This is a genomic window from Blastococcus xanthinilyticus, assembly GCF_008124835.1.
Classification (GTDB): domain Bacteria; phylum Actinomycetota; class Actinomycetes; order Mycobacteriales; family Geodermatophilaceae; genus Blastococcus; species Blastococcus xanthinilyticus.
Map to the genome: position 1 here is coordinate 79734 of NZ_VNHW01000005.1, position 19714 is coordinate 99447.

Here is a 19714-nt window from a genome sequence, read left to right on the forward strand (position 1 = left end):
CGGGGTTCTCCTTGCTCGTCGGGGCGGATCCCGGCCGGCGGGGAGCGCGGGCGGGACGGGTGACAGGGTATCGGCATGCCGCCGGTCGAGCTGGACCTCCGCCGCCTGGACCCGGGCGAGGCGCCCCGCGCGAGCCAGCTGGAGGCGGTGCCGGCCGCCGATTCGCTGACCGTCCGCGGCCCGGTGGCCGGCCTGTCGGCGGTGCTCGCGGCCCTGCTGAAGGCGGGGCGGACGGCGGAGGTGCCGGTGGCCTGGGAGCCGACGGCGGACAAGGCGTCGACGGCCCTGGCGCACGACCTCGGCGTGGGCAGCGGCGGGCCGCGGGAGCTCACCCTGGTCCGCGACGACCACGGCGGCGTGCTGCTGCACCACGGCCGGGTCGAGGCGGCCGGCCAGGGCCGCCGGTCGCTGTCGCGGCGGCTGGGCCTGCAGGCGCACCACGACGACATCAAGGTGGCCGACGGCGAGATCACCCGGATCGACGTCCGGCCCGACTGGACCGCCGTCGACACGATCGGCGTGACCGTCATGACCCTGCCGCTGCGGCCGACCCGGCACACCAGCGGGCGCGCGCTGCAGATCGCCTCCGATCCGGCACGGATCGTCCGCGACGGCGTCGCCTACGTGCGGTCGGTGCAGCGCTGGACCTGGTACGCCGACGACCGGGTGCGCTGGCGGCTGCAGCCGTAGGCGGGCCGCTGCGCGGTCGGCGCCGCGTCGTGGACACTGGGATGCCACCCCACGACGAGGAGGACCCGCTGCCGACGCTCCGCCGCCCCGCCGGGTTCCCGTGCCGGTGATCAGCGGCCGCCCGCCGGTGTTCGGTGCCCGCCCCGCCGCAGCGCCGCCGGGCCGGCCCTTCCTCGCCCGCGCGCTCGGCCGGCCGAGCCTGCCCGCCGTCGTGGGCCTGGTCGTGGTCGTGCTCTTCTTCGCCTCCCAGGCCCCGGATCTGCTGAGCCCGTTCGGCCTCGCGGGCGTGCTGGACACCGCCGCGCTCCTGGGCATCGGCGGGGTCGCCGTCGCGCTGCTGCTGGTGGCCGGGCAGTTCGACCTGTCGGTCGGCGTCGTCGCCGTCTCCAGTTCGCTGCTGACCGCCCTGCTGATCGGCTACGCGGGCTGGAGCACGTGGCCCGCGCTGGCGGTCTCCCTCCTCGCCGCGCTGTTGGTCGGCGTGGTCAACGGCGTGCTCGTCGTGAACACCGGCCTGCCGAGCTTCCTGGTGACGCTGGCGACGTTCCTCATCCTCCAGGGCACCTCGCAGGCCGGTGCCCAGGCGGTCGCGGGCGCCACCCGGGTGAGCGGGCTCGACCAGACGCCGGGGTGGGCGTCGGCGAGCACCGTCTTCGACGCGACGCTGGAGGCCGGCAACGGCCTGTTCAGCATCTCGGTCGTGTGGTGGCTGGGCCTCACCGCGCTGGCGACGTGGGCGCTGTGGCGCACCAAGTTCGGCAACGCCGTCTTCGCCTGCGGCGGCGCCCGTCAGGCCGCCCGCGAGCTCGGCGTGCCGGTGCGCCGGACGACGGTCGGCCTGTTCTGCCTGACCGCGTCGGCGGGCTGGCTGCTGGGCACGATCACCCTGATCCGGCTGGGCAGCGTGCAGGCCGGCGGCCCCACGAGCTTCGTGAGCGGCATCGACTTCATCGTCGTGGCGGTCATCGGGGGCTGCCTGCTCACCGGCGGCTACGGCTCGGCGATCGGCGCCGCGGTCGGCGCGCTGCTCTACGCCGTCGCCCGGCAGGGCATCACGCTGGCCGGCTGGGACCCGCGGTGGTTCCAGGCGCTGCTGGGCGCGCTGCTGCTGGTGGCCCTGCTCGCCAACGGCGTGGTGCGCCGCCGGCTGAAGGCGGTGCCGCGCTCGTGAGCACCGCGCTGCCCCCGGAGGGACCGGCCGGGACGGTGACGCCGTCGGTCGAGCTGCGGGGGGTGACCGTCCGGCACGGCGCCGTGCCGGCCCTGAACCGGGTGCACGCCACGCTCCTGCCGGGCCAGATCACCTGCGTGCTCGGCGAGAACGGCTCCGGGAAGTCGACGCTGGTCTCGGTCCTGTCCGGCCTGCGCCGGCACGACGAGGGCGAGCTCCTGGTGGACGGCACGCCGGTGCGCTTCCGCTCGCCCCGGCAGGCGCGGGAAGCCGGCATCGCCACCGTCTGGCAGGACCTCGCGGTGGCCCCGCTGCTCTCGGTCTGGCGGAACTTCTTCCTCGGCGCCGAGCCCACCCGGGGGGTGTGGCCGCTGCGCCGGCTGGACGTGGACGGCGCCCGCGAGACCACCCTGCGCGCCATGGCCCGGGTGGGTGTGACCGGGCTGGACCCCGACCAGCCGGCGAGCGCGCTGCAGGCCGGGGAGCGGCAGAGCCTCGCCGTCGCCCGGGCCCTGCACTTCGGCGCGCGGGCCCTGCTCATCGACGAGCCCTCCACGCCGATCACGGTCGCCCGGCAGACCCTGTTCGGGCAGTCGGTCCTCGCCGCCCGGGCGCAGGGGCTCGCGGTCGTGGTGGTCACGAACAACCCGCGCTACGCGCACCTGATCGGTGACCGGTTCCTGCTCCTGGCGCACGGCCACGTGGCCGGCAACCTCACCCGGGACGACGTCGACGCCGACGTCCTCACCGCCCTGATGGCCGGCGGCGATCAGCTGAACACCCTCACCGACGCGCTGACCGCCCTGCACCCCGAGCTCGGCGAGCGCTAGCGCCGACGAGGGGGCCCGCAGGGTCCCCGAGGAGGCGCTGGAGCCGCGGCTCGCAGCCGACGAGAACGCCGGTCGCGGAACAGGACGCGAGCCGCCCCGCGAGGGGCGACCCGCGACGCGGGGGCCGGAGGCTCCCCGGCGCGGGCCGCCGGACGCGCTCAGCGCAGCAGGGGAACGTCTCCTGGCCGCGGTGTCGTCCGGAGGACGACCGATGTCACCGCGGTGTGATCGGGACGATCACGGGAACTGCACAGCGTCGCAGTCGCGCAGCAGCTGCCGGCAGCGCTCGGCCTCGTCGGTCTCGCCGATCGCCTCGGCCGCCGCGGCCAGCACGGTGACGCAGCGCAGGAAGCCGCGGTTGGGCTCGTGCGACCACGGCACCGGGCCGTAGCCCTTCCAGCCGTTGCGGCGCAGCGCGTCGAGGCCGCGGTGGTAGCCGGTGCGCGCGTAGGCGTAGGCCTGGACGGTGTCGTCGAGCGCCCGCTCGGTGCGGTGCAGCGCCGCCTCGGCCAGGCCGGCCCAGACCGCGCTCACCGTGGGGTGGTGGGCGGCGGCCTCGGCCAGCGTCGCGCCCTCGGCGAGCTCCGCGTCGGCCTCCGGGGTGGGCGGCAGGAGGGTGGCGGGCGGCTCGCCCAGCAGGTTGCCGTGGGAGTGGCTCATGCTCATGCCCCCTGCGACTGGCCGGCCGAGAGCAGGTGCTCGCAGGCCTCGACGATGCGGGCGGCCATGCTCGTCTCGGCGGCCTTGAGGTAGTTGCGCGGGTCGTAGGCCTTCTTGTTGCCGACCTCGCCGTCGATCTTCAGCACGCCGTCGTAGTTGCTGAACATGTGCCCGGCGATGGAGCGGGTGAAGGCGTACTGGGTGTCGGTGTCGACGTTCATCTTGACCACGCCGTACGAGAGCGCCTCGCGGATCTCCGACTCCGCCGAGCCCGACCCGCCGTGGAACACCAGGTTGAACGGCTTGGCGCCCTCGCCGAGGCCGAACTCCTTGGCCACCAGCGCCTGGCCGCGCTCGAGCACGTCGGGGCGGAGCTTCACGTTGCCGGGCTTGTAGACGCCGTGCACGTTGCCGAAGGTGGCCGCGAGCAGGTAGACCCCGCGCTCACCGAGGCCGAGCTGCTGGGCGGTGCGCAGGAAGTCGCCGTCGGCGGTGTAGAGCTTCTCGTTGATCTCGGCGACGACGCCGTCCTCCTCGCCGCCGACGATGCCGATCTCCAGCTCCAGCACGATCTTGGCCGCGGCGGACTTCTCCATGAGTTCCTCGGCGATGTCGAGGTTCTCGCCGAGCTCGATGGCCGAGCCGTCCCACATGTGCGACTGGAACAGCGGCTCCTGCCCGGCGTCGACGCGGTCCTTGGACAGCGCGATCAGCGGGCGGACGTAGCTGTCCAGCTTGTCCTTGGGGCAGTGGTCGGTGTGCAGCGCGACGTTCACCGGGTACTTCTCGGCGACGACGTGGGCGAACTCGGCGAGCGCCACCGCGCCGGTGACCATGTCCTTCACCTTGGTGCCGGAGCCGAACTCCGCACCGCCGGTGGAGAACTGGATGATCCCGTCGCTCCCGGCGTCGGCGAAGCCGCGCAGCGCCGCGTTGATCGTCTCCGAGGAGGTGCAGTTGATCGCCGGGTAGGCGAAACCGCCCTCCTTCGCCCGGTTGATCATGTCGGCGTAGACCTCGGGGGTCGCGATGGGCATGGGCGGGCACTCCTCGCATCGGTGGCGGCGGTACGGCGCTGCACGGCTGACGTCGGGGGTCAGTATCCCGCCGCACCCCGTGGTCGCGACAGCACGGGCGGCAGCGGCCCCCGACCGGGCGACGGCGCGGTCACGCGGCGGCCTCCTCCACCAGGAGCGGCACGGTGGCCGCGACGTCGTCCCGGGACAGCTCCAGCTGCCAGCAACCGGCCTGGTCGAGGACGAACCCGGTGCCCCACTCGTCGCCCGGCGCGGCGAAGTTGCTGCCGCCGTGCGGCTCCGGGCCGAACACCAGCTCCCCCTCGGTGCCGTCGGGGCGCACCGGCCGGACGGAGAGGTCGCCGGTCCCGGTGACCCGCCAGACGATCTTCAGCTCGTCGCCGACCCGCGCCGGGACGGCGCCGAACGCCAGGCCGGTCACCGTGCCGCCGGTCGCGGGCACGTCGAACGGCTGCAGGGGGTCCAGGGGCTCGGCCCGCTGGGAGTCGCAGCCGGCGACGGGTCCGGTCGGCCCCGCGAGGGTCGGCTCCGCGAGGGTCGGCTCCGCCACGGTCGGGACCGCCGGTGAGGACGCGGCGGACGGCGGTGCGGGGGCAGCCCCGTCCGCCGTGCACCCGGCCACCCCGAGGCACAGGAAGGCGAGGAGCCCTGCCCGGCGTCGCAGCACCCCACCCTCCTCCCTGCTCCTACGCGTCGTCGCCGACCCGCAGGCCGAGCGCCGTCGCCAGCACCACGGCCTGCACCGCGTCGATCCGCGCGCCCCCGAGCCGGACCTGGCGCGGGTCGAGGCCCGCCAGGTCGCTGCCGCGCAGGTCGGCCCCGGTGAGGTCGGCGCCGGTCAGATCGGCCGCGGAGAGGTCCACGTCGCGCAACGTGGCGCCCGCACCGAACAGGCCGGTGAGGTCGGCCTCGCGCAGCCGCGTGCCCTGGAAGGTCGCCCGGCGCAGGTCGGCCCCGGGGAGCACGGCGAAGGACCAGTCGCCCCGGCTGACGGTCAGCTGGTCGAAGGTGCACCGGTCGAACGCGGCCCCGACCAGCTTGCAGTCGGTGAGGACGGCGGCGAAGAACGAGCAGCCGGTGAAGCGGCAGTTGACGAAAGCAGCGTCGGCGAGCTCGACCAGGGCCAGCTTGCAGTCGGTGAAGGAGCAGTCGGTGAAGACCGCACCGGTGCCGGTCGCCTCGGTGAGGTCGACGGCGCTGAACGCGACCGCGGTGTGCTCTCGGCCGGAGAGGTCCTCGGCGTACCAGTCCGCGCCCCGGACGTCGGTGGCCGTCACCGGCTCAGCCCTGCTCGATGCGGCTGACCACCCGCGCGGCCACGACCACCGGGTCGTAGGTCGGCGAGAACGGCGGCGCGTAGGAGAGGTCGGATCCGGCCAGGTCCTCGGCGGTCATCCCGGCCCAGATGGCGGCGGCCAGCACGTCGATCCGCTTGCCCGAGCCGGGGCCGCCGACGATCTGCGCCCCGAGCAGCCGCCCCGACCCGGCCTCGCTCAGCAGCTTGATCGCGACCTCCTCGGCGCCCGGGTAGTAGCCGGCCTTCGTCGTCGCCTCGATGGTGTCGGTGCGGTAGTCGAACCCGGCCTGCTCCGCCTCGGTGGTGCACAGCCCGGTGCGGCCGATCTCCAGGTCCCCCACCTTGGTCAGCGCCGTCCCCAGGACCCCGGCGAAGCGGGCCGCCCGGCCGCCGATCACCGAGCCGGCCACCCGGCCCTGCTTGTTCGCGTGGGTGCCGAGCGCGACGTGGGTGGCCTCGCCGGTGACCCGGTGGAAGGTCTGCGCGCAGTCGCCGGCGGCGTAGATCTCCGGGTGCGAGCGGGTGCGCTGGGTCCGGTCGACGGCGATGGCACCCGTCGTGCCCAGCCGGATGCCGGCCTGCTCGGCCAGCGCCACCTCCGGGCCCATGCCGAGGCCGAGCACGATCAGGTCGGCGTCGTAGCTGCCGGCGTCGGTGCGCACACCCCGCGCCCGGCCGGACTCGTCCACCAGGATCTCGCGGACCGCCTGGTCGGGGTGCATCTCCATGCCCATGGCGCCCATGCCGGCGCACACGCGTGCGGCCATGTCGCTGTCCAGCAGCTGCATCGGCAGCGGGTCGGCGAGCACGACGGTGACCTCGAGCCCCCGGCGCTGCAGCGCCTCGGCCATCTCCAGCCCGATGTACCCGCCGCCCAGCACCAGCGCGCGGCGCGGCCCGGCGTCGAGCGCGGCCCGGATCGCCGCGCCGTCGTCGAGCCGGTGGACGCCGAAGACGCCCGGGGCGTCCAGGCCGGGGATCGGCGGGCGGCTCGGGCGCCCCCCGGTGGCCACCAGCAGGCGGTCGTAGCCGAGCCGCTCGCCGGTGTCGGTGACGACCTTCCCGGCGTCGGCGTCGATCTCGACCGCGCGGGTGCCGGTGTGCACGGTGATGTCCTTCGCGGCGAACTCCGCCGGCGTCCGGGCGATCAGCGAGTCCCGGTCCTCGACCTGCCCGCCCACCCAGTACGGGATGCCGCAGGCGGAGTAGGAGACGACGTCGCCCTGCTCCAGCACGACGACCTCCAGGTCGTCGGCGTCCCTCAGCCGGCGGGCCTGGGCCGCCGCCGACATGCCTGCCGCGTCGCCCCCGATGACGAGGAACCGCTCCCTGCTCATCGGCCCAGCGTGGCACCCGCCGGCGCGCTGCGGAACACCGTGCCCGGGTTGAGCAGCCCGGCCGGGTCCAGCGCGGACTTCAGGGACCGGTGGACGTCGAGGGCGACCGGGCCGATCTCCCGCTCCAGCCAGTCGACCTTGAGCACCCCCACGCCGTGCTCGCCGGTGATGGTGCCGCCCAGCGCCAGCCCGAGCTCCAGGATGTCGTCGAAGGCCCCGAACGCCCGGGCGCGCTGGTCGGCGTCGGTGGGGTCGAAGACGATGGTCGGGTGCATGTTGCCGTCGCCGGCATGCCCCACGACGCCGATGGTGAGCGCGCGGGCGACGGCGATGGCGTCGCAGCCGTCGAGGAACGCGGCGATCCGGGACCGCGGGACGGCGACGTCGTCGATCAGCGTGCTGCCCAGCTGCTCCAGGGCCGGCAGCGCCATGCGGCGGGCCGCGAGCAGCAGATCACCCTCGGCCTGGTCCTCGGTGGTGTGCACGAACTGCGCGCCGGCGGCGCGGCACAGCTCGGCGAGCGCCTCGATCTCCGCCGCGGCGGCGGCGCCACCGGCGTCGGACTGGGCGACGAGCAGGGCGTGGGCTGAGCGGTCCAGATCGGCGCGCAGCAGGTCGTCGACCGCGCGGATGCAGGTGTTGTCCATGACCTCCATGAGGCTGGGCACCAGCCCGGCGGTCACCACCCGCTCGACGACCTGCCCGGTCTGCGCCGTCGTCGCGAAGGTGGCGGCCAGGGTCACCGGCCGCTGCGGCGCCGGCCGCAGCGCCAGGGTCGCCTCGGTGATGATCCCGAGCGTGCCCTCGGAGCCGACGAACAGCCTCGCCAGGTCGTAGCCGGCCACGCCCTTCACGGTGCGCCGCCCGGTGCGCAGCACCCGGCCGTCGGCCAGCACGACCTCCAGCCCGAGCACGTAGTCGGTGGTGACGCCGTACTTGACGCAGCACAGCCCGCCGGAGTTCGTGGAGAGGTTGCCGCCGATCGTGCACCAGTCGTAGCTCGACGGGTCCGGTGGGTAGAACAGCCCCGCCCCGGCGACGGCGTCGCGCAGCTGCTTGTTCACCACGCCGGGCTGCACGACGGCGAGCCGGTCGGCCGGCGAGACCTCCAGGACGGCGTCCATGCGGGTCATGACGACGGTGATGCCGCCGTCGACGGCGTTGCTGGCGCCGGCCAGCCCCGAGCCCGCGCCGCGGGGCACCACCGGCAACCCGTGCCGGGCCGCGATCCGCATGACCGCGACGACATCGTCCGTGCGGCGCGGGAACACCACCGCGGCCGGGACGCCCGCGGGCGCCAGCATCGCCTGGTCGCGGGCGTAGGACGCGGTGACGTCCGGATCGGTCAGGATGCCATCGGCACCCAGGGCGTCGGTCAGCTCGGCGAGCCACGTCGCCGTCGTCGTGGTCACCGTCACACCGTACGGCCTTCGCGGCGGATGACCAGGGGGCTTACCCGAGCCCGAGATCGGCCAGGGTGAAGGCGGCCCGGTACTCGAAGCCGGCCTCCTCCACCGCCGCGCGGCCGCCGCGGTCGACGATCACCGCGACCGCCACCACCTCGGCGCCGGCCTCCTGCAGGGCCTCCGCGGCGGTGAGCGGGCTGCCCCCGGTGGTGGAGACGTCCTCGACCACCAGGACGGCGCGGCCCGCGACGTCCGGCCCCTCGATCCGCCGCTGCAGCCCGTGCGCCTTGCCGGCCTTGCGCACCACGCAGGCGTCCAGGAAGCCCTCCCCCGCCGCGGCTGCGTGCAGCATCGCCGCCGCCACCGGGTCCGCTCCCAGCGTGAGCCCGCCGACGACGTCGTAGCGGAGGTCGCCGGTGAGCTGCCGCATGACGCGGCCGACCAGCGGCGCGCCCTCGTGGTGCAGCGTCAGCCGGCGCAGGTCGATGTACCAGTCGGCCTCCTGCCCGGAGGACAGCGTGACCTTCCCGTGCACCACGGCGAGGTCGAGGATCAGCTGGAGCAGCCGGTCGCGGTCGGGATGCGCGGTGGGGTCCATGGCGCCCGACCCTACTGAGGGCGGTCGGGGCACCGATCCCGCCAGCCGGGTGGTTCCGCCGGAACCGAGCCCGCGGGCCCGCGGGCTCACTGCTCGGCGGGCGCGAGGACCTGGTCGATGACGTAGACGGTGGCGTTCGCGGTCTGCAGGTTCCCGCAGAGCACGGTGGCCTCCGCCTGGCCCAGCACGGTCGCGTCGGCGGCGACGGTCAGGTCGGTCCCCGAGCCCTCGACGGTGATCTGGTCGTTGTTGAGGGTCGTGTGGGTGCCGGCGAGCTCGGCCGGGCCCAGGCGCCCCGGGATCACGTGGTGGGTGAGCACGGCGGTCAGCTGCGCGGTGTCGCCCAGGAGCGCGGCGAGCTGGTCCGCCGGCAAGGCCTCGAAGGCCGGGTTGGCCGGGGCCAGCACGGTGATGTCCGGCGTCGTGTTGAAGGTCTCCACCAGGCTGGCGGCCTGGACGGCCTGCACCAGGGCCGACAGCGCCGGGTTGCTGGCGGCCGCCGTCGCCACCGGGTCGTCGGCCATGCCCGCGACGCTGCCCTCCCCCTCGACCGGCACCGCCGCGCACCCGTCGCCGAACGGCCCTTCCGGGGCCGGGGCGGCGCTCGCGGTGCTCTCCGCGGCCGACGAGCTGGGAGCCGCCGCGTCTCCGGCACCGTCGGGAGACCCGTCGGAGCTGCAGGCGCCCAGCGCGAGCGCGAGCGCCGCGACGGCGGGGAGTAGGACGCCGGAGCGCGGCCTGTGCGTCATGGTCGGTGGTGCTCCTGTCCTCGTTCGCGGCGGCGGGGGCACGCGCCCGACCGGCCGGCCGGCGGGGGACGCACGGCGCGGGAACGGCCTCGTCCCGGTGATCTTCCCGGTGATCTTCCCGCGCCGCGACCGGCGGCGCACGACCGGTCTGCCAGGCTGGGCGGGTGCCGGCCTCTTCCTCCCCCACCCCCGCCGACGGCTCCGCCGCCCCGGAGACCCCGCCGTCGGTGCGAGTCGCCCTCGCCCTGCTGGCGACCCTCGCCGTGCTGCTGCTGATCTACGTCGTGGTCACCGTGCTGGGCTGGGACGGCCTGGTCACGGCGCTGGTGGAGGTCGGCCTGACCGCCGAGGAGGCCCGGCAGTACCTGATCGTCAACACGACGGCCCCGCTGGCCATGGGACTGCTCTACGGCGTCTCCGCCTGGGCGCTGTCCACCCACCGGTCGTGGGGGCGCTGGTCCGGGCTGGCGGGTACCGCCGCCCTGGCGCTGCTCGTGCTGGCCACGATGCTGACCGCCGGCGGGGTCACCCTGATCTCGCTGCTGCTCCTCGTGCTGTCGGTGGCGGCCGCCGCCAGCCTCGCGGCGCGCACCACCCGGGACTGGCTGGCGGCGCCGCGGGCCTGAGCGCGGGACCGGAGCGGCTCAGCCCTGCCCGGTGGACCGCTGCCACTTCCGGAAGCGGTACCAGTCGTTGGAGGGCTTGAGCGCCAGCAGCACGACACCGACCGCGGTGAGGACGATCTGGAACCACGTCAGCGTGGTGACGAACGGCAGCGGCCCGCCGGACGTGCCGGCGAACGGGGTGGACAGCAGGGTGATCCCACCGAGGACCCACAGGACGATCCGCGCCCAGTTCCGGCCGTTCCAGGCGAACCAGATGAACAGCAGCTGCAGCAGCAGGATCACGATCGAGATCGCGATCCCGAGCTGCAGGGTGAGCTCCGCGACGGCGTCGGCGTCGAGCCCTTCGATCTCGGTGGCCCCGAGGTCGTTCCCGGCTTCGGCCAGCGTCCAGTCGAGGAACTCCTGCCAGTTGAGCAGGAGCGCGGCGGTGGCGACGGCGCTGAGCACCAGCGCGGCCAGGAGGGCGCCGATGCCCGCGCGCACCGTCAGCGGGCGCTCCATGGGCGCCGGGGCGTCGGGGCCCCAGCCGGGGGAGCTCGGCGCGGGCGCGTAGCCGTAGGGCTGCTGCCCGTGCGGCGGCTGCTGCTGGCCGTGAGGGGGCTGCTGCTGACCGTACGGCGGGGGCTGCTGGCCGTAGGGCGGCTGCTGCTGCCCGTACGGCGGGGGCTGCTGGCCGTAGGGCGGCTGCTGCTGCCCGTACGGCGGGGGCTGCTGCCCGTACGGCGGCTGCCCCTGCTGCGGCGGGGGCCACCCCGGTGGCTGCCCGCCCTGCCCCTCGGGACGGCCCTGCTCGCCGTGCTGGTCGTCCTGACCCGCGGTCATTCCGCCTCCGCTCCCCGGTCCCCGTCGTCGTCGCGATCATGGACGACGCGGGGACCGAGGACCAGCGGGGCGCGCGGGCGCACCCGATCCGGTGGCCGTCCCGGCGGGTCAGCCCCTCGTCACGCTGAGCCCGGCATCGGCCTCACCGGACAGGTCGGCCCAGTCGACGACGACCTCGTCGCCGTCCCGGATGTCCCCGGACAGCAGGGCCTTGGCCAGCTGGTCGCCGATCGCCGACTGCACCAGCCGGCGCAGCGGCCGGGCGCCGTACACCGGGTCGAACCCGTTGAGCGCCAGCCACTCCCGCGCCGCGTCGCTGACCGTGAGCGTGAGCCGGCGGGCGGCCAGCCGGCGGGCGAGGACGCCCACCTGGATGTCGACGATGCCGGCGAGCTCGTCGGTGCCGAGCGCCCGGAACACCACGACGTCGTCGAGCCGGTTGAGGAACTCCGGCTTGAAGTGCGACCGGACCACCTCCAGGACCGCGTCACGGCGGCGCGCCTCGGGCACCGACTGGTCGGCGATGATCTGCGACCCCAGGTTCGAGGTCAGGATCAGGATGGTGTTCCGGAAGTCCACCGTCCGGCCCTGGCCGTCGGTCAGCCGGCCGTCGTCCAGCACCTGCAGCAGGACGTCGAAGACGTCGGGGTGCGCCTTCTCGACCTCGTCGAGCAGGACGACGGTGTACGGACGGCGGCGGACCGCCTCGGTGAGCTGGCCGCCGGCCTCGTAGCCGACGTAGCCGGGCGGGGCACCGACCAGCCGGGCCACCGAGTGCTTCTCGGAGTACTCGCTCATGTCGATGCGCACCATCGCGCGCTCGTCGTCGAACAGGAACTCCGCCAGCGCCTTGGCCAGCTCGGTCTTGCCGACACCGGTGGGACCCAGGAACAGGAACGAGCCGGTGGGGCGGTCGGGGTCGGCGACGCCGGAGCGGGCCCGCCGCACGGCGTCGGAGACGGCACGCACCGCGTCCGGCTGGCCGACGACGCGGCGGCCGAGCTCCTCCTCCATGCGCAGCAGCTTCTGCGTCTCCCCCTCGAGCAGCCGCCCGGCGGGGATGCCGGTCCAGGCCTGCACGACCTCGGCGATGTCGTCCGGGCCGACCTCCTCCTTGAGCATGGAGGCCTCGGCCTCGACCGACGTCTCCGCCTCGGCCAGCGCCTTCTCCAGCTGCGGGAGCCGGCCGTAGCGGAGCTCGGCCACCCGCGCCAGGTCGCCCTCGCGCTCGGCCCGCTCCGCCTCGAGCCGCAACCGCTCCAGCTCCTCCTTGATCTGCTGGATCCGGCCGATGGCGCTCTTGTCCTGCTGCCAGCGGGCGGTCAGCTCGGCGAGCTCCTCGCGCTTGTCGGCGAGGTCCTCCCGGAGCGCGGCCAGCCGCTGGAGGGACGACGGGTCGTCCTCCTTGGCCAGTGCCATCTCCTCGATCTCCAGCCGGCGGACGGCGCGCTCGACCTCGTCGACCTCCACCGGGCGGCTGTCGATCTCCATCCGCAGCCGGCTGGCGGCCTCGTCGACCAGGTCGATCGCCTTGTCCGGCAGGAACCGGGAGGTGACGTACCGGTCCGACAGCGTCGCCGCCGCCACGATGGCGGTGTCGGTGATGCGCACACCGTGGTGCACCTCGTAGCGCTCCTTGAGCCCGCGGAGGATGCCGATGGTGTCCTCCACCGAGGGCTCCCCCACGAACACCTGCTGGAACCGGCGCTCGAGCGCGGCGTCCTTCTCGATGTGCTGGCGGTACTCGTCGAGCGTCGTCGCGCCGACCATCCGCAGCTCCCCGCGGGCGAGCATCGGCTTGATCATGTTGCCGGCGTCCATGGCGGAGTCGCCCGTCGCGCCCGCGCCGACGATCGTGTGCAGCTCGTCGATGAAGGTGACCACCTGGCCCTCGGCCTCGGTGATCTCCTGGAGCACGGCCTTGAGCCGCTCCTCGAACTCGCCGCGGTACTTGGCGCCGGCCACCATCGCCCCGAGGTCGAGCGCCATGAGCCGCTTGCCCTTGAGGCTCTCCGGCACGTCGCCGGCCACGATGCGCTGGGCCAGACCCTCGACGATGGCGGTCTTGCCCACGCCCGGCTCACCGATGAGCACCGGGTTGTTCTTGGTGCGGCGGGAAAGGACCTGCACCACCCGGCGGATCTCGGTGTCCCGGCCGATGACCGGGTCGATCTTCCCCTCGCGGGCCCGCTCGGTCAGGTCGACGGCGTACTTCTCCAGGGCCTGGAACGTGCTCTCCGGGTCCGCCGTCGTCACCTTGCGGTTGCCGCGCACCGTCCGGAAGGCGCCGAGCAGCGCGTCCCTCGTCGCCCCCGAGCCGGTCAGGACCGCGCCCGCCTCCCCCTCGGAGCCGGCCAGCCCCACCAGGAGGTGCTCGGTGGAGACGTACTCGTCGCCCAGGGCGCCGGCCTGCTCGGCGGCGGCGTTGATCACCCGGAGGAACTCCCGGGACGGCGCGGGCGCCGACACCGTCGCCCCGCTGACGCTCGGCATCCGGCCCAGGGCCGCGTCGGCCTTGCTGCGGACGTCGACCGGGTCGGCGCCGACGGCGGTCAGCAGTGGCCCGGCGATCCCGTCGGTCTGCTCCAGCAGGGCGGCGAGCAGGTGCAGCGGCTCGAGGGCCGCCTGACCCCGGCCGACGGCGAGGCGCTGGGCCCCGGCGACGGCCTCCTGCGAACGGGTCGTCAGCTTGCTGTCCATGCTGCGGCGCACGTCCTTCCCTCTGTCTTCCGCGCCGCCGGTCCGGTGGACGGCGCGTCTGCCTGCCCCAACGGCGCAGAGGTTGAGTCTGTTCCGCTCAACTTGCGGCCAGCGTAGCGGCTGCCCCCACCCGATCAGGGCCCGCCGCAGGGATCGATGTGGCGAACAACCAGTTGCGCCCGTACCCGATGTGGGGCATCGGCCCCCTAGACTCTGGGCATGACCGCCCTGCCGGCGCCGAGCGTGGCGCTCGACGACCAGCTGTGCTTCGCGCTGTACGCCGCCTCGCGCGCGGTGACGGCCCGCTACCGGCCGATGCTGGACGCGATCGGCCTGACCTACCCCCAGTACCTGGTGATGCTCCTGCTCTGGGAGTCCGACAACCAGACGGTCGGTCAGCTCGGGTCCCGGCTGGCGCTGGATAGCGGCACCCTCTCGCCCCTGCTCAAGCGGCTGACCGCCGCGGGCCTGGTCACCCGGCACCGCCGGGTGGAGGACGAGCGCTCGGTGTCCATCGCGCTCACCGACGCCGGCCGCGCGCTGCAGGACAAGGCCATCGCCATCTCCGAGGAGATGATCGGCGCCATCGGCTTCGACTCCGGCGAGTTCGACGACCTCAAGGCCCGCCTCCGGCTGCTGACCGACCGGGTCAACACCGCCGCCGGGGCGACGGACGCCGCACAGCCGGGACGGTAGGGCTCCCGCCGGCCGGGTAGGAGGTCGGCCACGGCGCCGCCCGACCGAGGGCGGCCACGGCCCGGAAGGGGCAGCATGCCCACTCGCACCGCACGCACCGCCTGGAACGGCACGCTCCAGGAGGGCTCGGGACAGGTCGAGCTCTCCAGCTCCAAGGTCGGCACCTACGAGGTGTCCTTCCCCAAGCGCGCCGCCGACGAGGCCGGGGGCACCACGAGCCCCGAGGAGCTCATCGCGGCGGCGCACTCGGCCTGCTTCGCGATGGCCCTCTCCAGCGAGATCGGCAAGGCCGGCGGCACCCCGCAGTCCCTGGAGGTCTCGGCCGACGTGACGCTGGGGCAGCAGGACGGGGCGCCGGCGATCACCGGCATCACGCTCACCGTCCGCGGCGAGGTCGAGGGTCTCGACGCCGCGGGGTTCGACAAGGCCGCCCAGGCGGCCAAGGCCGGCTGCCCGGTCAGCAAGGCGCTCACCGGCACCGAGATCACCCTCGACGCCGCGCTCGAGCAGTAGCAGGGACGACCCCGTCCCCCTCACGGACGGGGCCGGACGACGACGGCCCGCCTCCCGGGAGACGGGCCGTCGTCATCGGTGAGTCGCTAGCGGGCGGCTCCGGCCGGGGAGACCTCGCCGGTGCGCTCGCCGTCGGCGTCCCGGCCCTCGATGGCATCGGTGTCGATGCGGACCGCGTCGGACCGCTCGGCTGCCTCCCGCTCGTTCCCGGTCTCGGTCCGGAGCGCCACCTCGCGGATGAACACGACCGCGAGGACGGCGATCACCGACACGATCGCGGAGACCAGGAAGATCCGCCCCGTCGCGTCGCCGTAGGAGACCCGGATCAGGTCCTGGATCGGCGCCGGCGCGTCGGCCAGGTCGGCCAGGCCCACGCTGCCGCCGCCCGCCGCGGCGGCCTCCGCGGCACCCGGGATGCGGGTCAGGCCGTCCCGGATCAGGCTCCCGACGTGGTTGCTCAGCACCGCGCCCAGCACGGAGACACCGATGGTGCCGCCGAGGCTGCGGAAGAAGGCGACCGCCGAACTCGCCGCCCCCAGGTCGGTGGCGGCCACCGTGTTCTGCACGGCCAGCACCAGGTTCTGCATGCTCATGCCGATCCCGAGGCCGAGCACGAACAGGAAGCTGCACAGCAGGACCATGTTCGTCTCGTGGTCGACGCCGGACAGCAGGGCGAACCCGCCCAGCACGAGCACCGTGCCGGTCGTCAGGAAGATCTTCCACCGGCCGAACCGGGTGATGAGCAGCCCCGAGACGGTCGAGGAGATGAGCAACCCGCCCACCATCGGGATGGTCAGCAGGCCCGCCTCGGTCGGCGAGAAGCCGCGGGAGATCTGCAGGTACTGCCCGAGGAAGACCGTCGAGCCGAACATCGCGACACCGACGGCCATGCTGGCGACGATCGCCAGGGTGGTGGTCCGGTCCCGGAACAGCCGCAGCGGGACGATCGGCTCGGCCGCCCGCATCTCGGTGACCAGGAAGGCCACCGTCGCCAGCACCGCCCCGCCGAGGAAGAGCGCGGTCTCCACCGAGGCCCAGTCGAAGCTGCTCCCGGCCAGCGTCACCCAGATCAGCAGCGCGGAGACCGCCGCGGTGAGGAACGCGGCACCGAGGTAGTCGATCGTCACGTCCCGCTTGGTCACCGGCAGGTGCAGGGTGCGCTGCAGCAGGACCAGCGCGACGGCGGCGAAGGGCACCCCGACGTAGAAGCACCAGCGCCAGCCCAGCCAGCTGGTGTCGACCAGCAGGCCACCGAGCAGCGGGCCGCCGACGGTGGCCACGGCCATGACCGCGCCCAGCAGCCCGGAGTACCGGCCGCGCTCGCGGGGGCTGATCATCGCCGCCATCGCGATCTGCACGAGGGCCTGCAGCCCACCGAGCCCGAGGCCCTGGAGCACCCGCCAGGCGATGAGCGTGTCCACCGACTGCGCCAGCCCGGCCAGCATCGAGCCGACGATGAAGATGACGATCGACAGCTGGATCAGCAGCTTCTTGCTGAACAGGTCGGCGAGCTTGCCCCAGATCGGCGTGGAGGCCGTCGACGCCAGGAGGGTCGAGGTGACCACCCAGGTGTACTGGTTCTGCGTGCCCCGCAGCTCGGTGATGATCGTCGGCAGGGCGTTGGAGACGACGGTCGAGGACAGGAACGCCACGAACATCGCCAGCAACATGCCGGAGAGGGCCTCCAGCACCTGCCGGTGGCTCATCCTCCCCTGCTGCTCGACGGGCGCCTGCGCGACGGGCGCCTCCGGTGTGGTCTGGACGGTGCTCACGGAACTCCTGGTCGATCGGGAGGGAGAGGGAGGGAGCGCGGGGCGGGCGGTCATCCGGCCACCGCCACGGAGACGGGCCGCTGCGGGTCGCCGGCGGCGTCGATGCTGCTGACGGCGTCGATGCTGCTGACGGCGTCGATGTCGCCGACCAGGCGTTCGAGGAGCCCGGCCAGCCGGTCGGCGTCGTCCTCGGTCCAGTCGGCGAGGGCACCGAGGGCCCACTCCGAGCGCAGCGCCCGCGAGGTGGCGAGCGCCTCGGCGCCGCGGCCGGTGAGGTGGAAGAGGGCCGCGCGGCCGTCCCGCGGGTCCGGGCGGCGCGCCACGTAGCCGGCCCGCTCGAGGGCGGCCAGCTGGCGGCTGACCACGGAGGCGTCGACCCCGGCGAGGGCGGCGAGGGCGCTGCAGCGCAGGTCGCCGTCGCGCTCGAGCGGGGTGAGCAGCGCCCAGCCGAAGGAGGGCAGGTCGCCGTGCAGCCGGGTGGCCGCGCGGGCGCTCAGGTGCCGGCCGGCACGGAGCAGCTGGGCGACGCCGACCATGAGGCGGTCGCGCGTCGCGGGAGTGAGGGGCATGGCGTCGTCCTCGCGGAGATGAACTGATTGCAGACCGCAACCATACAGTCATATGGTTGCGGTCTGCAACAGATCTCGCGAGTCTCTCCGGTCACTCCCCCGGAGGGGTGGAGCCCTCCTCCGACTCGGCCTCGCGGGCGTCGCCGATGCGGTTCAGCCGCTCCAGGAGCACCGCGAGGGTGGCGACGTCGTCGGCGGGCCAGCCGGCCAGGTCGCTCTCCCAACGGGCCCGGCGGGCCGCGCGGATGCCGGCCAGCCGCGCGGCGCCCTCCGCCGACGGCGAGAGCACCTGGGCGCGCCCGTCGTCGGGGTCGGCGACCCGGTCGACCAGGCCGAGCTCCACCAGGCTGGCCACCTGCCGGCTGACGGTGCTCTTGTCCAGGCCGAGGCGCAGCACCAGGTCACCGGCGCGCAGCGGGCCGGCGTCCTCCAGCAGCGCGAGCAGGCCGTAGGCGGCGCCGTCCAGGTCGGGGTGCAGCTCCCGCGCGAGCCGGGCCGAGATCGCCCGGGACCGCCGCAGCAGCAGCCCGATCTCCCGCTCCAGCTCGACGAAGGCCGCGTGGGCGTCGACCGCGTTCCCGGTCACCGCGCACCGCCGGGCCGCCAGACGACCAGCGCCGAGCTCGGCCGCCGGTGCGGGACGAGGTCGGCGCGGTAGGCCGCCGGCACGGCCGACTCCGCCGCGATCCGGCGGTTCTCGGCGTGCTGCAGCTCGGCCAGCAGCTCGTGCACGCGCGCCTGCAGCGCCTCGACCTGCGACTCCAGCTCGATGATCCGCTTGATGCCGGCCAGGTTGACGCCGTCCTCCTGCGAGAGCCGCTGCACCTCGCGGAGCAGCGCGACGTCCCGGGGGCTGTACCGCCGCCCGCCACCGGGGGTGCGCCCGGGGCTGACCAGGCCGAGCCGGTCGTACTGGCGCAGGGTCTGCGCGTGCATGCCGGCGAGCTCGGCCGCCACGGAGATGACGAAGACCGGCGCGTCCTCCGCGACGGCCCGGGCCGCACTCCCTGCCGGCGTGGTCATGCCTCACCTCCACCGCGCACCGCCGCGGTGATCTGCGGGCGCGGGTCCTCGTCCATCTCCTCGGCCAGCTGCTCGATGACCTTCCGCTGGCCCGGGGTCAGCCGGACCGGGACGGCGATCTCCACGGTGACCAGCAGGTCACCCGGGCGCCCCTTGCCGGACACCCCGCGGCCACGCACCCGCAGGGTGCGCCCGCTGGCGGTGCCGGCCGGCACCTTCAGCGACACGGTGCCCTGCAGCGTGGGCACCGTGAGCGTGGTGCCCAGGGCCGCCTCCGCGAAGGTGATCGGCACGGTCAGCGTGAGGTTGTCGCCCTTGCGGCCGAAGAGCGAGTGCTCGGCGACGTGCACGACGACGAACAGGTCGCCGGCCGGGCCACCGCGCCGCCCGGGCGCCCCCTTGCCCGGCAGCCGGATCCGCTGACCGTCCTTGACCCCGGCCGGGATCCGGACGGTGATCGTGCGGGTCTGGCTGGTGATGCCGCTGCCGGCGCAGGTCGGGCACGGGTCGTCGACGACCTGGCCGCTGCCCCGGCAGTTGCGGCAGGGCTCGGAGAACGCGAACGCCCCCTGGCTGCGGCTGGTCACCCCGGCGCCGTGGCACACCGGGCAGGTGTGCGGGCTCGTGCCGGGGCGGGCGCCGGAGCCGGCGCAGGTCGGGCAGCTGCCCGGGCTCTGCATGCGCAGCGGCACCGTGACCCCGAGGACCGCCTCGTCGAAGGAGAGCGTCGCCTCGGTCTCGACGTCCTGGCCCCGAGCGGGCCCGGACGCCGCCTGGCTGCGGGCACGGGCGCCGCCGGCAGCGGCGCCGGCGCCGAAGATGCCGCCCAGGATGTCGCCCAGGCCGCCGGCGCCACGAGCGCCGGCGCCCCCGGCGCCGCCGAAGAGGTCGCCGAGGTCGAAGGGCTGGCCACCGGGGCCGGCCCCCGGGAAGCCGCCGGGGAACCCGGCCCGGGCACCGGCTCCCCCGGCGCCGAACAGCCGCCGGGCGTCGTCGTACTCCCCGCGCCGCTTGGGGTCGGAGAGCACGTCGTAGGCCTCGGAGACCTCCTTGAAGCGGGTCTCGGCCTCGGTGTTCCCCGGGTTCTTGTCCGGGTGCAGCTCCGTGGCCAGCTTGCGGTAGGCCTTCTTGATCGCGGCGGCGTCGGCGTCCTGGGGGACGCCGAGCGCGCCGTAGTAGTCCTTCTCGATGAAGTCACGGGTGCTCATCGGACGCCCC

At 74.6% G+C, this 19714-nt stretch carries 21 protein-coding genes; 6 read left to right on the plus strand and 15 right to left on the minus strand.

Annotated features, from left to right (window positions below):
* Positions 1-75 precede the first annotated feature (75 nt).
* From BD833_RS23220 to BD833_RS09245, 3 genes are all read left to right on the plus strand, one after another.
* Positions 76-690, plus strand: a complete 615-nt coding sequence (locus BD833_RS23220) for a hypothetical protein (RefSeq protein WP_166532844.1) — start codon at positions 76-78, stop codon at positions 688-690.
* Between the two features lie 106 nt (positions 691-796).
* Entirely contained in the window at positions 797-1861 is a 1065-nt protein-coding gene (locus BD833_RS09240; RefSeq protein ID WP_243737555.1) for an ABC transporter permease, read from the plus strand.
* Positions 1858-2691 carry an ATP-binding cassette domain-containing protein gene (locus tag BD833_RS09245; protein WP_166532846.1) on the plus strand — a complete coding sequence of 278 codons (834 nt, stop codon included), beginning with the start codon at positions 1858-1860 and terminating at the stop codon, positions 2689-2691. The genes BD833_RS09240 and BD833_RS09245 overlap by 4 nt, the downstream gene beginning before the upstream one ends.
* 237 nt (positions 2692-2928) lie before the next feature.
* On the opposite strand, the gene BD833_RS09250 is transcribed toward BD833_RS09245, so the two are convergent.
* The 8 genes from BD833_RS09250 to BD833_RS09285 all read right to left on the minus strand — a co-directional run bounded on the left by BD833_RS09250 (position 2929) and on the right by BD833_RS09285 (position 9775).
* A complete protein-coding gene (locus tag BD833_RS09250) occupies positions 2929-3351 on the minus strand; it encodes a DUF3151 domain-containing protein (RefSeq protein WP_166532847.1) in 423 nt (140 codons plus the stop codon).
* 2 nt (positions 3352-3353) lie between these two features.
* Positions 3354-4388, minus strand: coding sequence for a class II fructose-bisphosphate aldolase (fbaA, locus tag BD833_RS09255; RefSeq protein WP_166532848.1), 1035 nt, complete (start codon positions 4386-4388; stop codon positions 3354-3356).
* Positions 4389-4518: 130 nt separating this feature from the next.
* Complete coding sequence (locus tag BD833_RS09260) at positions 4519-4938, minus strand: hypothetical protein (protein ID WP_166532849.1); 420 nt, start codon at positions 4936-4938, stop codon at positions 4519-4521.
* 136 nt (positions 4939-5074) lie between these two features.
* Positions 5075-5665 carry a pentapeptide repeat-containing protein gene (locus tag BD833_RS23225; protein ID WP_166532850.1) on the minus strand — a complete coding sequence of 197 codons (591 nt, stop codon included), beginning with the start codon at positions 5663-5665 and terminating at the stop codon, positions 5075-5077.
* A gap of 4 nt (positions 5666-5669) precedes the next feature.
* Positions 5670-7022: an FAD-dependent oxidoreductase gene (locus tag BD833_RS09270; protein ID WP_166532851.1), complete on the minus strand. Its 1353-nt coding sequence runs from the start codon at positions 7020-7022 to the stop codon at positions 5670-5672.
* The gene (locus tag BD833_RS09275; protein WP_208092490.1) at positions 7019-8434 is read right to left on the minus strand and encodes an FAD-binding oxidoreductase; all 1416 of its coding nucleotides are present in this window, start codon (positions 8432-8434) and stop codon (positions 7019-7021) included. Before BD833_RS09275 ends, BD833_RS09270 begins: the two co-directional genes overlap by 4 nt.
* A gap of 40 nt (positions 8435-8474) precedes the next feature.
* A complete protein-coding gene (gene pyrE / locus BD833_RS09280) occupies positions 8475-9026 on the minus strand; it encodes an orotate phosphoribosyltransferase (protein WP_166532852.1) in 552 nt (183 codons plus the stop codon).
* Positions 9027-9112: 86 nt separating this feature from the next.
* Positions 9113-9775, minus strand: a complete 663-nt coding sequence (locus BD833_RS09285; protein WP_166532853.1) for a fasciclin domain-containing protein — start codon at positions 9773-9775, stop codon at positions 9113-9115.
* Between the two features lie 164 nt (positions 9776-9939).
* Here BD833_RS09285 and BD833_RS09290 point away from each other — a divergent pair, with 164 nt between their 5' ends.
* Positions 9940-10401, plus strand: coding sequence for a hypothetical protein (locus BD833_RS09290; protein WP_166532854.1), 462 nt, complete (start codon positions 9940-9942; stop codon positions 10399-10401).
* 18 nt (positions 10402-10419) lie between these two features.
* On the opposite strand, the gene BD833_RS22685 is transcribed toward BD833_RS09290, so the two are convergent.
* Both BD833_RS22685 and clpB read right to left on the minus strand, forming a co-directional pair.
* The gene (locus BD833_RS22685) at positions 10420-11223 is read right to left on the minus strand and encodes a hypothetical protein (protein ID WP_208092491.1); all 804 of its coding nucleotides are present in this window, start codon (positions 11221-11223) and stop codon (positions 10420-10422) included.
* Between the two features lie 108 nt (positions 11224-11331).
* Positions 11332-13923 (minus strand): ATP-dependent chaperone ClpB, encoded by a 2592-nt coding sequence (gene clpB, locus BD833_RS09300; protein ID WP_166532855.1) that lies wholly within the window; start codon positions 13921-13923, stop codon positions 11332-11334.
* Positions 13924-14142: 219 nt separating this feature from the next.
* Here clpB and BD833_RS09305 point away from each other — a divergent pair, with 219 nt between their 5' ends.
* The gene (locus tag BD833_RS09305; protein ID WP_166532856.1) at positions 14143-14619 is read left to right on the plus strand and encodes a MarR family winged helix-turn-helix transcriptional regulator; all 477 of its coding nucleotides are present in this window, start codon (positions 14143-14145) and stop codon (positions 14617-14619) included.
* A 75-nt stretch (positions 14620-14694) separates the two neighbouring features.
* Positions 14695-15132: an OsmC family protein gene (locus BD833_RS09310; RefSeq protein WP_166532857.1), complete on the plus strand. Its 438-nt coding sequence runs from the start codon at positions 14695-14697 to the stop codon at positions 15130-15132.
* An 86-nt stretch (positions 15133-15218) separates the two neighbouring features.
* Here BD833_RS09310 and BD833_RS09315 read toward each other — a convergent pair whose 3' ends face one another.
* From BD833_RS09315 to dnaJ, 5 genes are all read right to left on the minus strand, one after another.
* A complete protein-coding gene (locus BD833_RS09315; protein ID WP_243737556.1) occupies positions 15219-16904 on the minus strand; it encodes a DHA2 family efflux MFS transporter permease subunit in 1686 nt (561 codons plus the stop codon).
* A gap of 50 nt (positions 16905-16954) precedes the next feature.
* The gene (locus BD833_RS09320) at positions 16955-17473 is read right to left on the minus strand and encodes a MarR family winged helix-turn-helix transcriptional regulator (RefSeq protein ID WP_166532858.1); all 519 of its coding nucleotides are present in this window, start codon (positions 17471-17473) and stop codon (positions 16955-16957) included.
* A 91-nt stretch (positions 17474-17564) separates the two neighbouring features.
* The gene (locus BD833_RS09325) at positions 17565-18059 is read right to left on the minus strand and encodes a MarR family winged helix-turn-helix transcriptional regulator (RefSeq protein ID WP_166532859.1); all 495 of its coding nucleotides are present in this window, start codon (positions 18057-18059) and stop codon (positions 17565-17567) included.
* Positions 18056-18496, minus strand: coding sequence for a heat shock protein transcriptional repressor HspR (locus BD833_RS09330; RefSeq protein ID WP_166532860.1), 441 nt, complete (start codon positions 18494-18496; stop codon positions 18056-18058). The genes BD833_RS09325 and BD833_RS09330 overlap by 4 nt, the downstream gene beginning before the upstream one ends.
* Positions 18493-19704 (minus strand): molecular chaperone DnaJ, encoded by a 1212-nt coding sequence (gene dnaJ / locus BD833_RS09335; protein ID WP_166532861.1) that lies wholly within the window; start codon positions 19702-19704, stop codon positions 18493-18495. Before dnaJ ends, BD833_RS09330 begins: the two co-directional genes overlap by 4 nt.
* Positions 19705-19714 lie beyond the last annotated feature (10 nt).

What these genes read in the sequence shown, in the direction of transcription:
- BD833_RS23220 (WP_166532844.1), top strand. Translation starts at nt 76, where the DNA reads ATGCCGCCGGTCGAGCTGGACCTCCGCCGCCTGGACCCGGGCGAGGCG.
- pyrE (WP_166532852.1), bottom strand. Translation starts at nt 9,026, where the DNA reads ATGGACCCCACCGCGCATCCCGACCGCGACCGGCTGCTCCAGCTGATC.
- BD833_RS09250 (WP_166532847.1), bottom strand. Translation starts at nt 3,351, where the DNA reads ATGAGCCACTCCCACGGCAACCTGCTGGGCGAGCCGCCCGCCACCCTC.
- BD833_RS09305 (WP_166532856.1), top strand. Translation starts at nt 14,143, where the DNA reads ATGACCGCCCTGCCGGCGCCGAGCGTGGCGCTCGACGACCAGCTGTGC.
- BD833_RS09310 (WP_166532857.1), top strand. Translation starts at nt 14,695, where the DNA reads ATGCCCACTCGCACCGCACGCACCGCCTGGAACGGCACGCTCCAGGAG.
- fbaA (WP_166532848.1), bottom strand. Translation starts at nt 4,388, where the DNA reads ATGCCCATCGCGACCCCCGAGGTCTACGCCGACATGATCAACCGGGCG.
- clpB (WP_166532855.1), bottom strand. Translation starts at nt 13,923, where the DNA reads ATGGACAGCAAGCTGACGACCCGTTCGCAGGAGGCCGTCGCCGGGGCC.
- BD833_RS09285 (WP_166532853.1), bottom strand. Translation starts at nt 9,775, where the DNA reads ATGACGCACAGGCCGCGCTCCGGCGTCCTACTCCCCGCCGTCGCGGCG.
- BD833_RS09270 (WP_166532851.1), bottom strand. Translation starts at nt 7,022, where the DNA reads ATGAGCAGGGAGCGGTTCCTCGTCATCGGGGGCGACGCGGCAGGCATG.
- BD833_RS22685 (WP_208092491.1), bottom strand. Translation starts at nt 11,223, where the DNA reads ATGACCGCGGGTCAGGACGACCAGCACGGCGAGCAGGGCCGTCCCGAG.
- BD833_RS09320 (WP_166532858.1), bottom strand. Translation starts at nt 17,473, where the DNA reads ATGCCCCTCACTCCCGCGACGCGCGACCGCCTCATGGTCGGCGTCGCC.
- BD833_RS09330 (WP_166532860.1), bottom strand. Translation starts at nt 18,496, where the DNA reads ATGACCACGCCGGCAGGGAGTGCGGCCCGGGCCGTCGCGGAGGACGCG.
- dnaJ (WP_166532861.1), bottom strand. Translation starts at nt 19,704, where the DNA reads ATGAGCACCCGTGACTTCATCGAGAAGGACTACTACGGCGCGCTCGGC.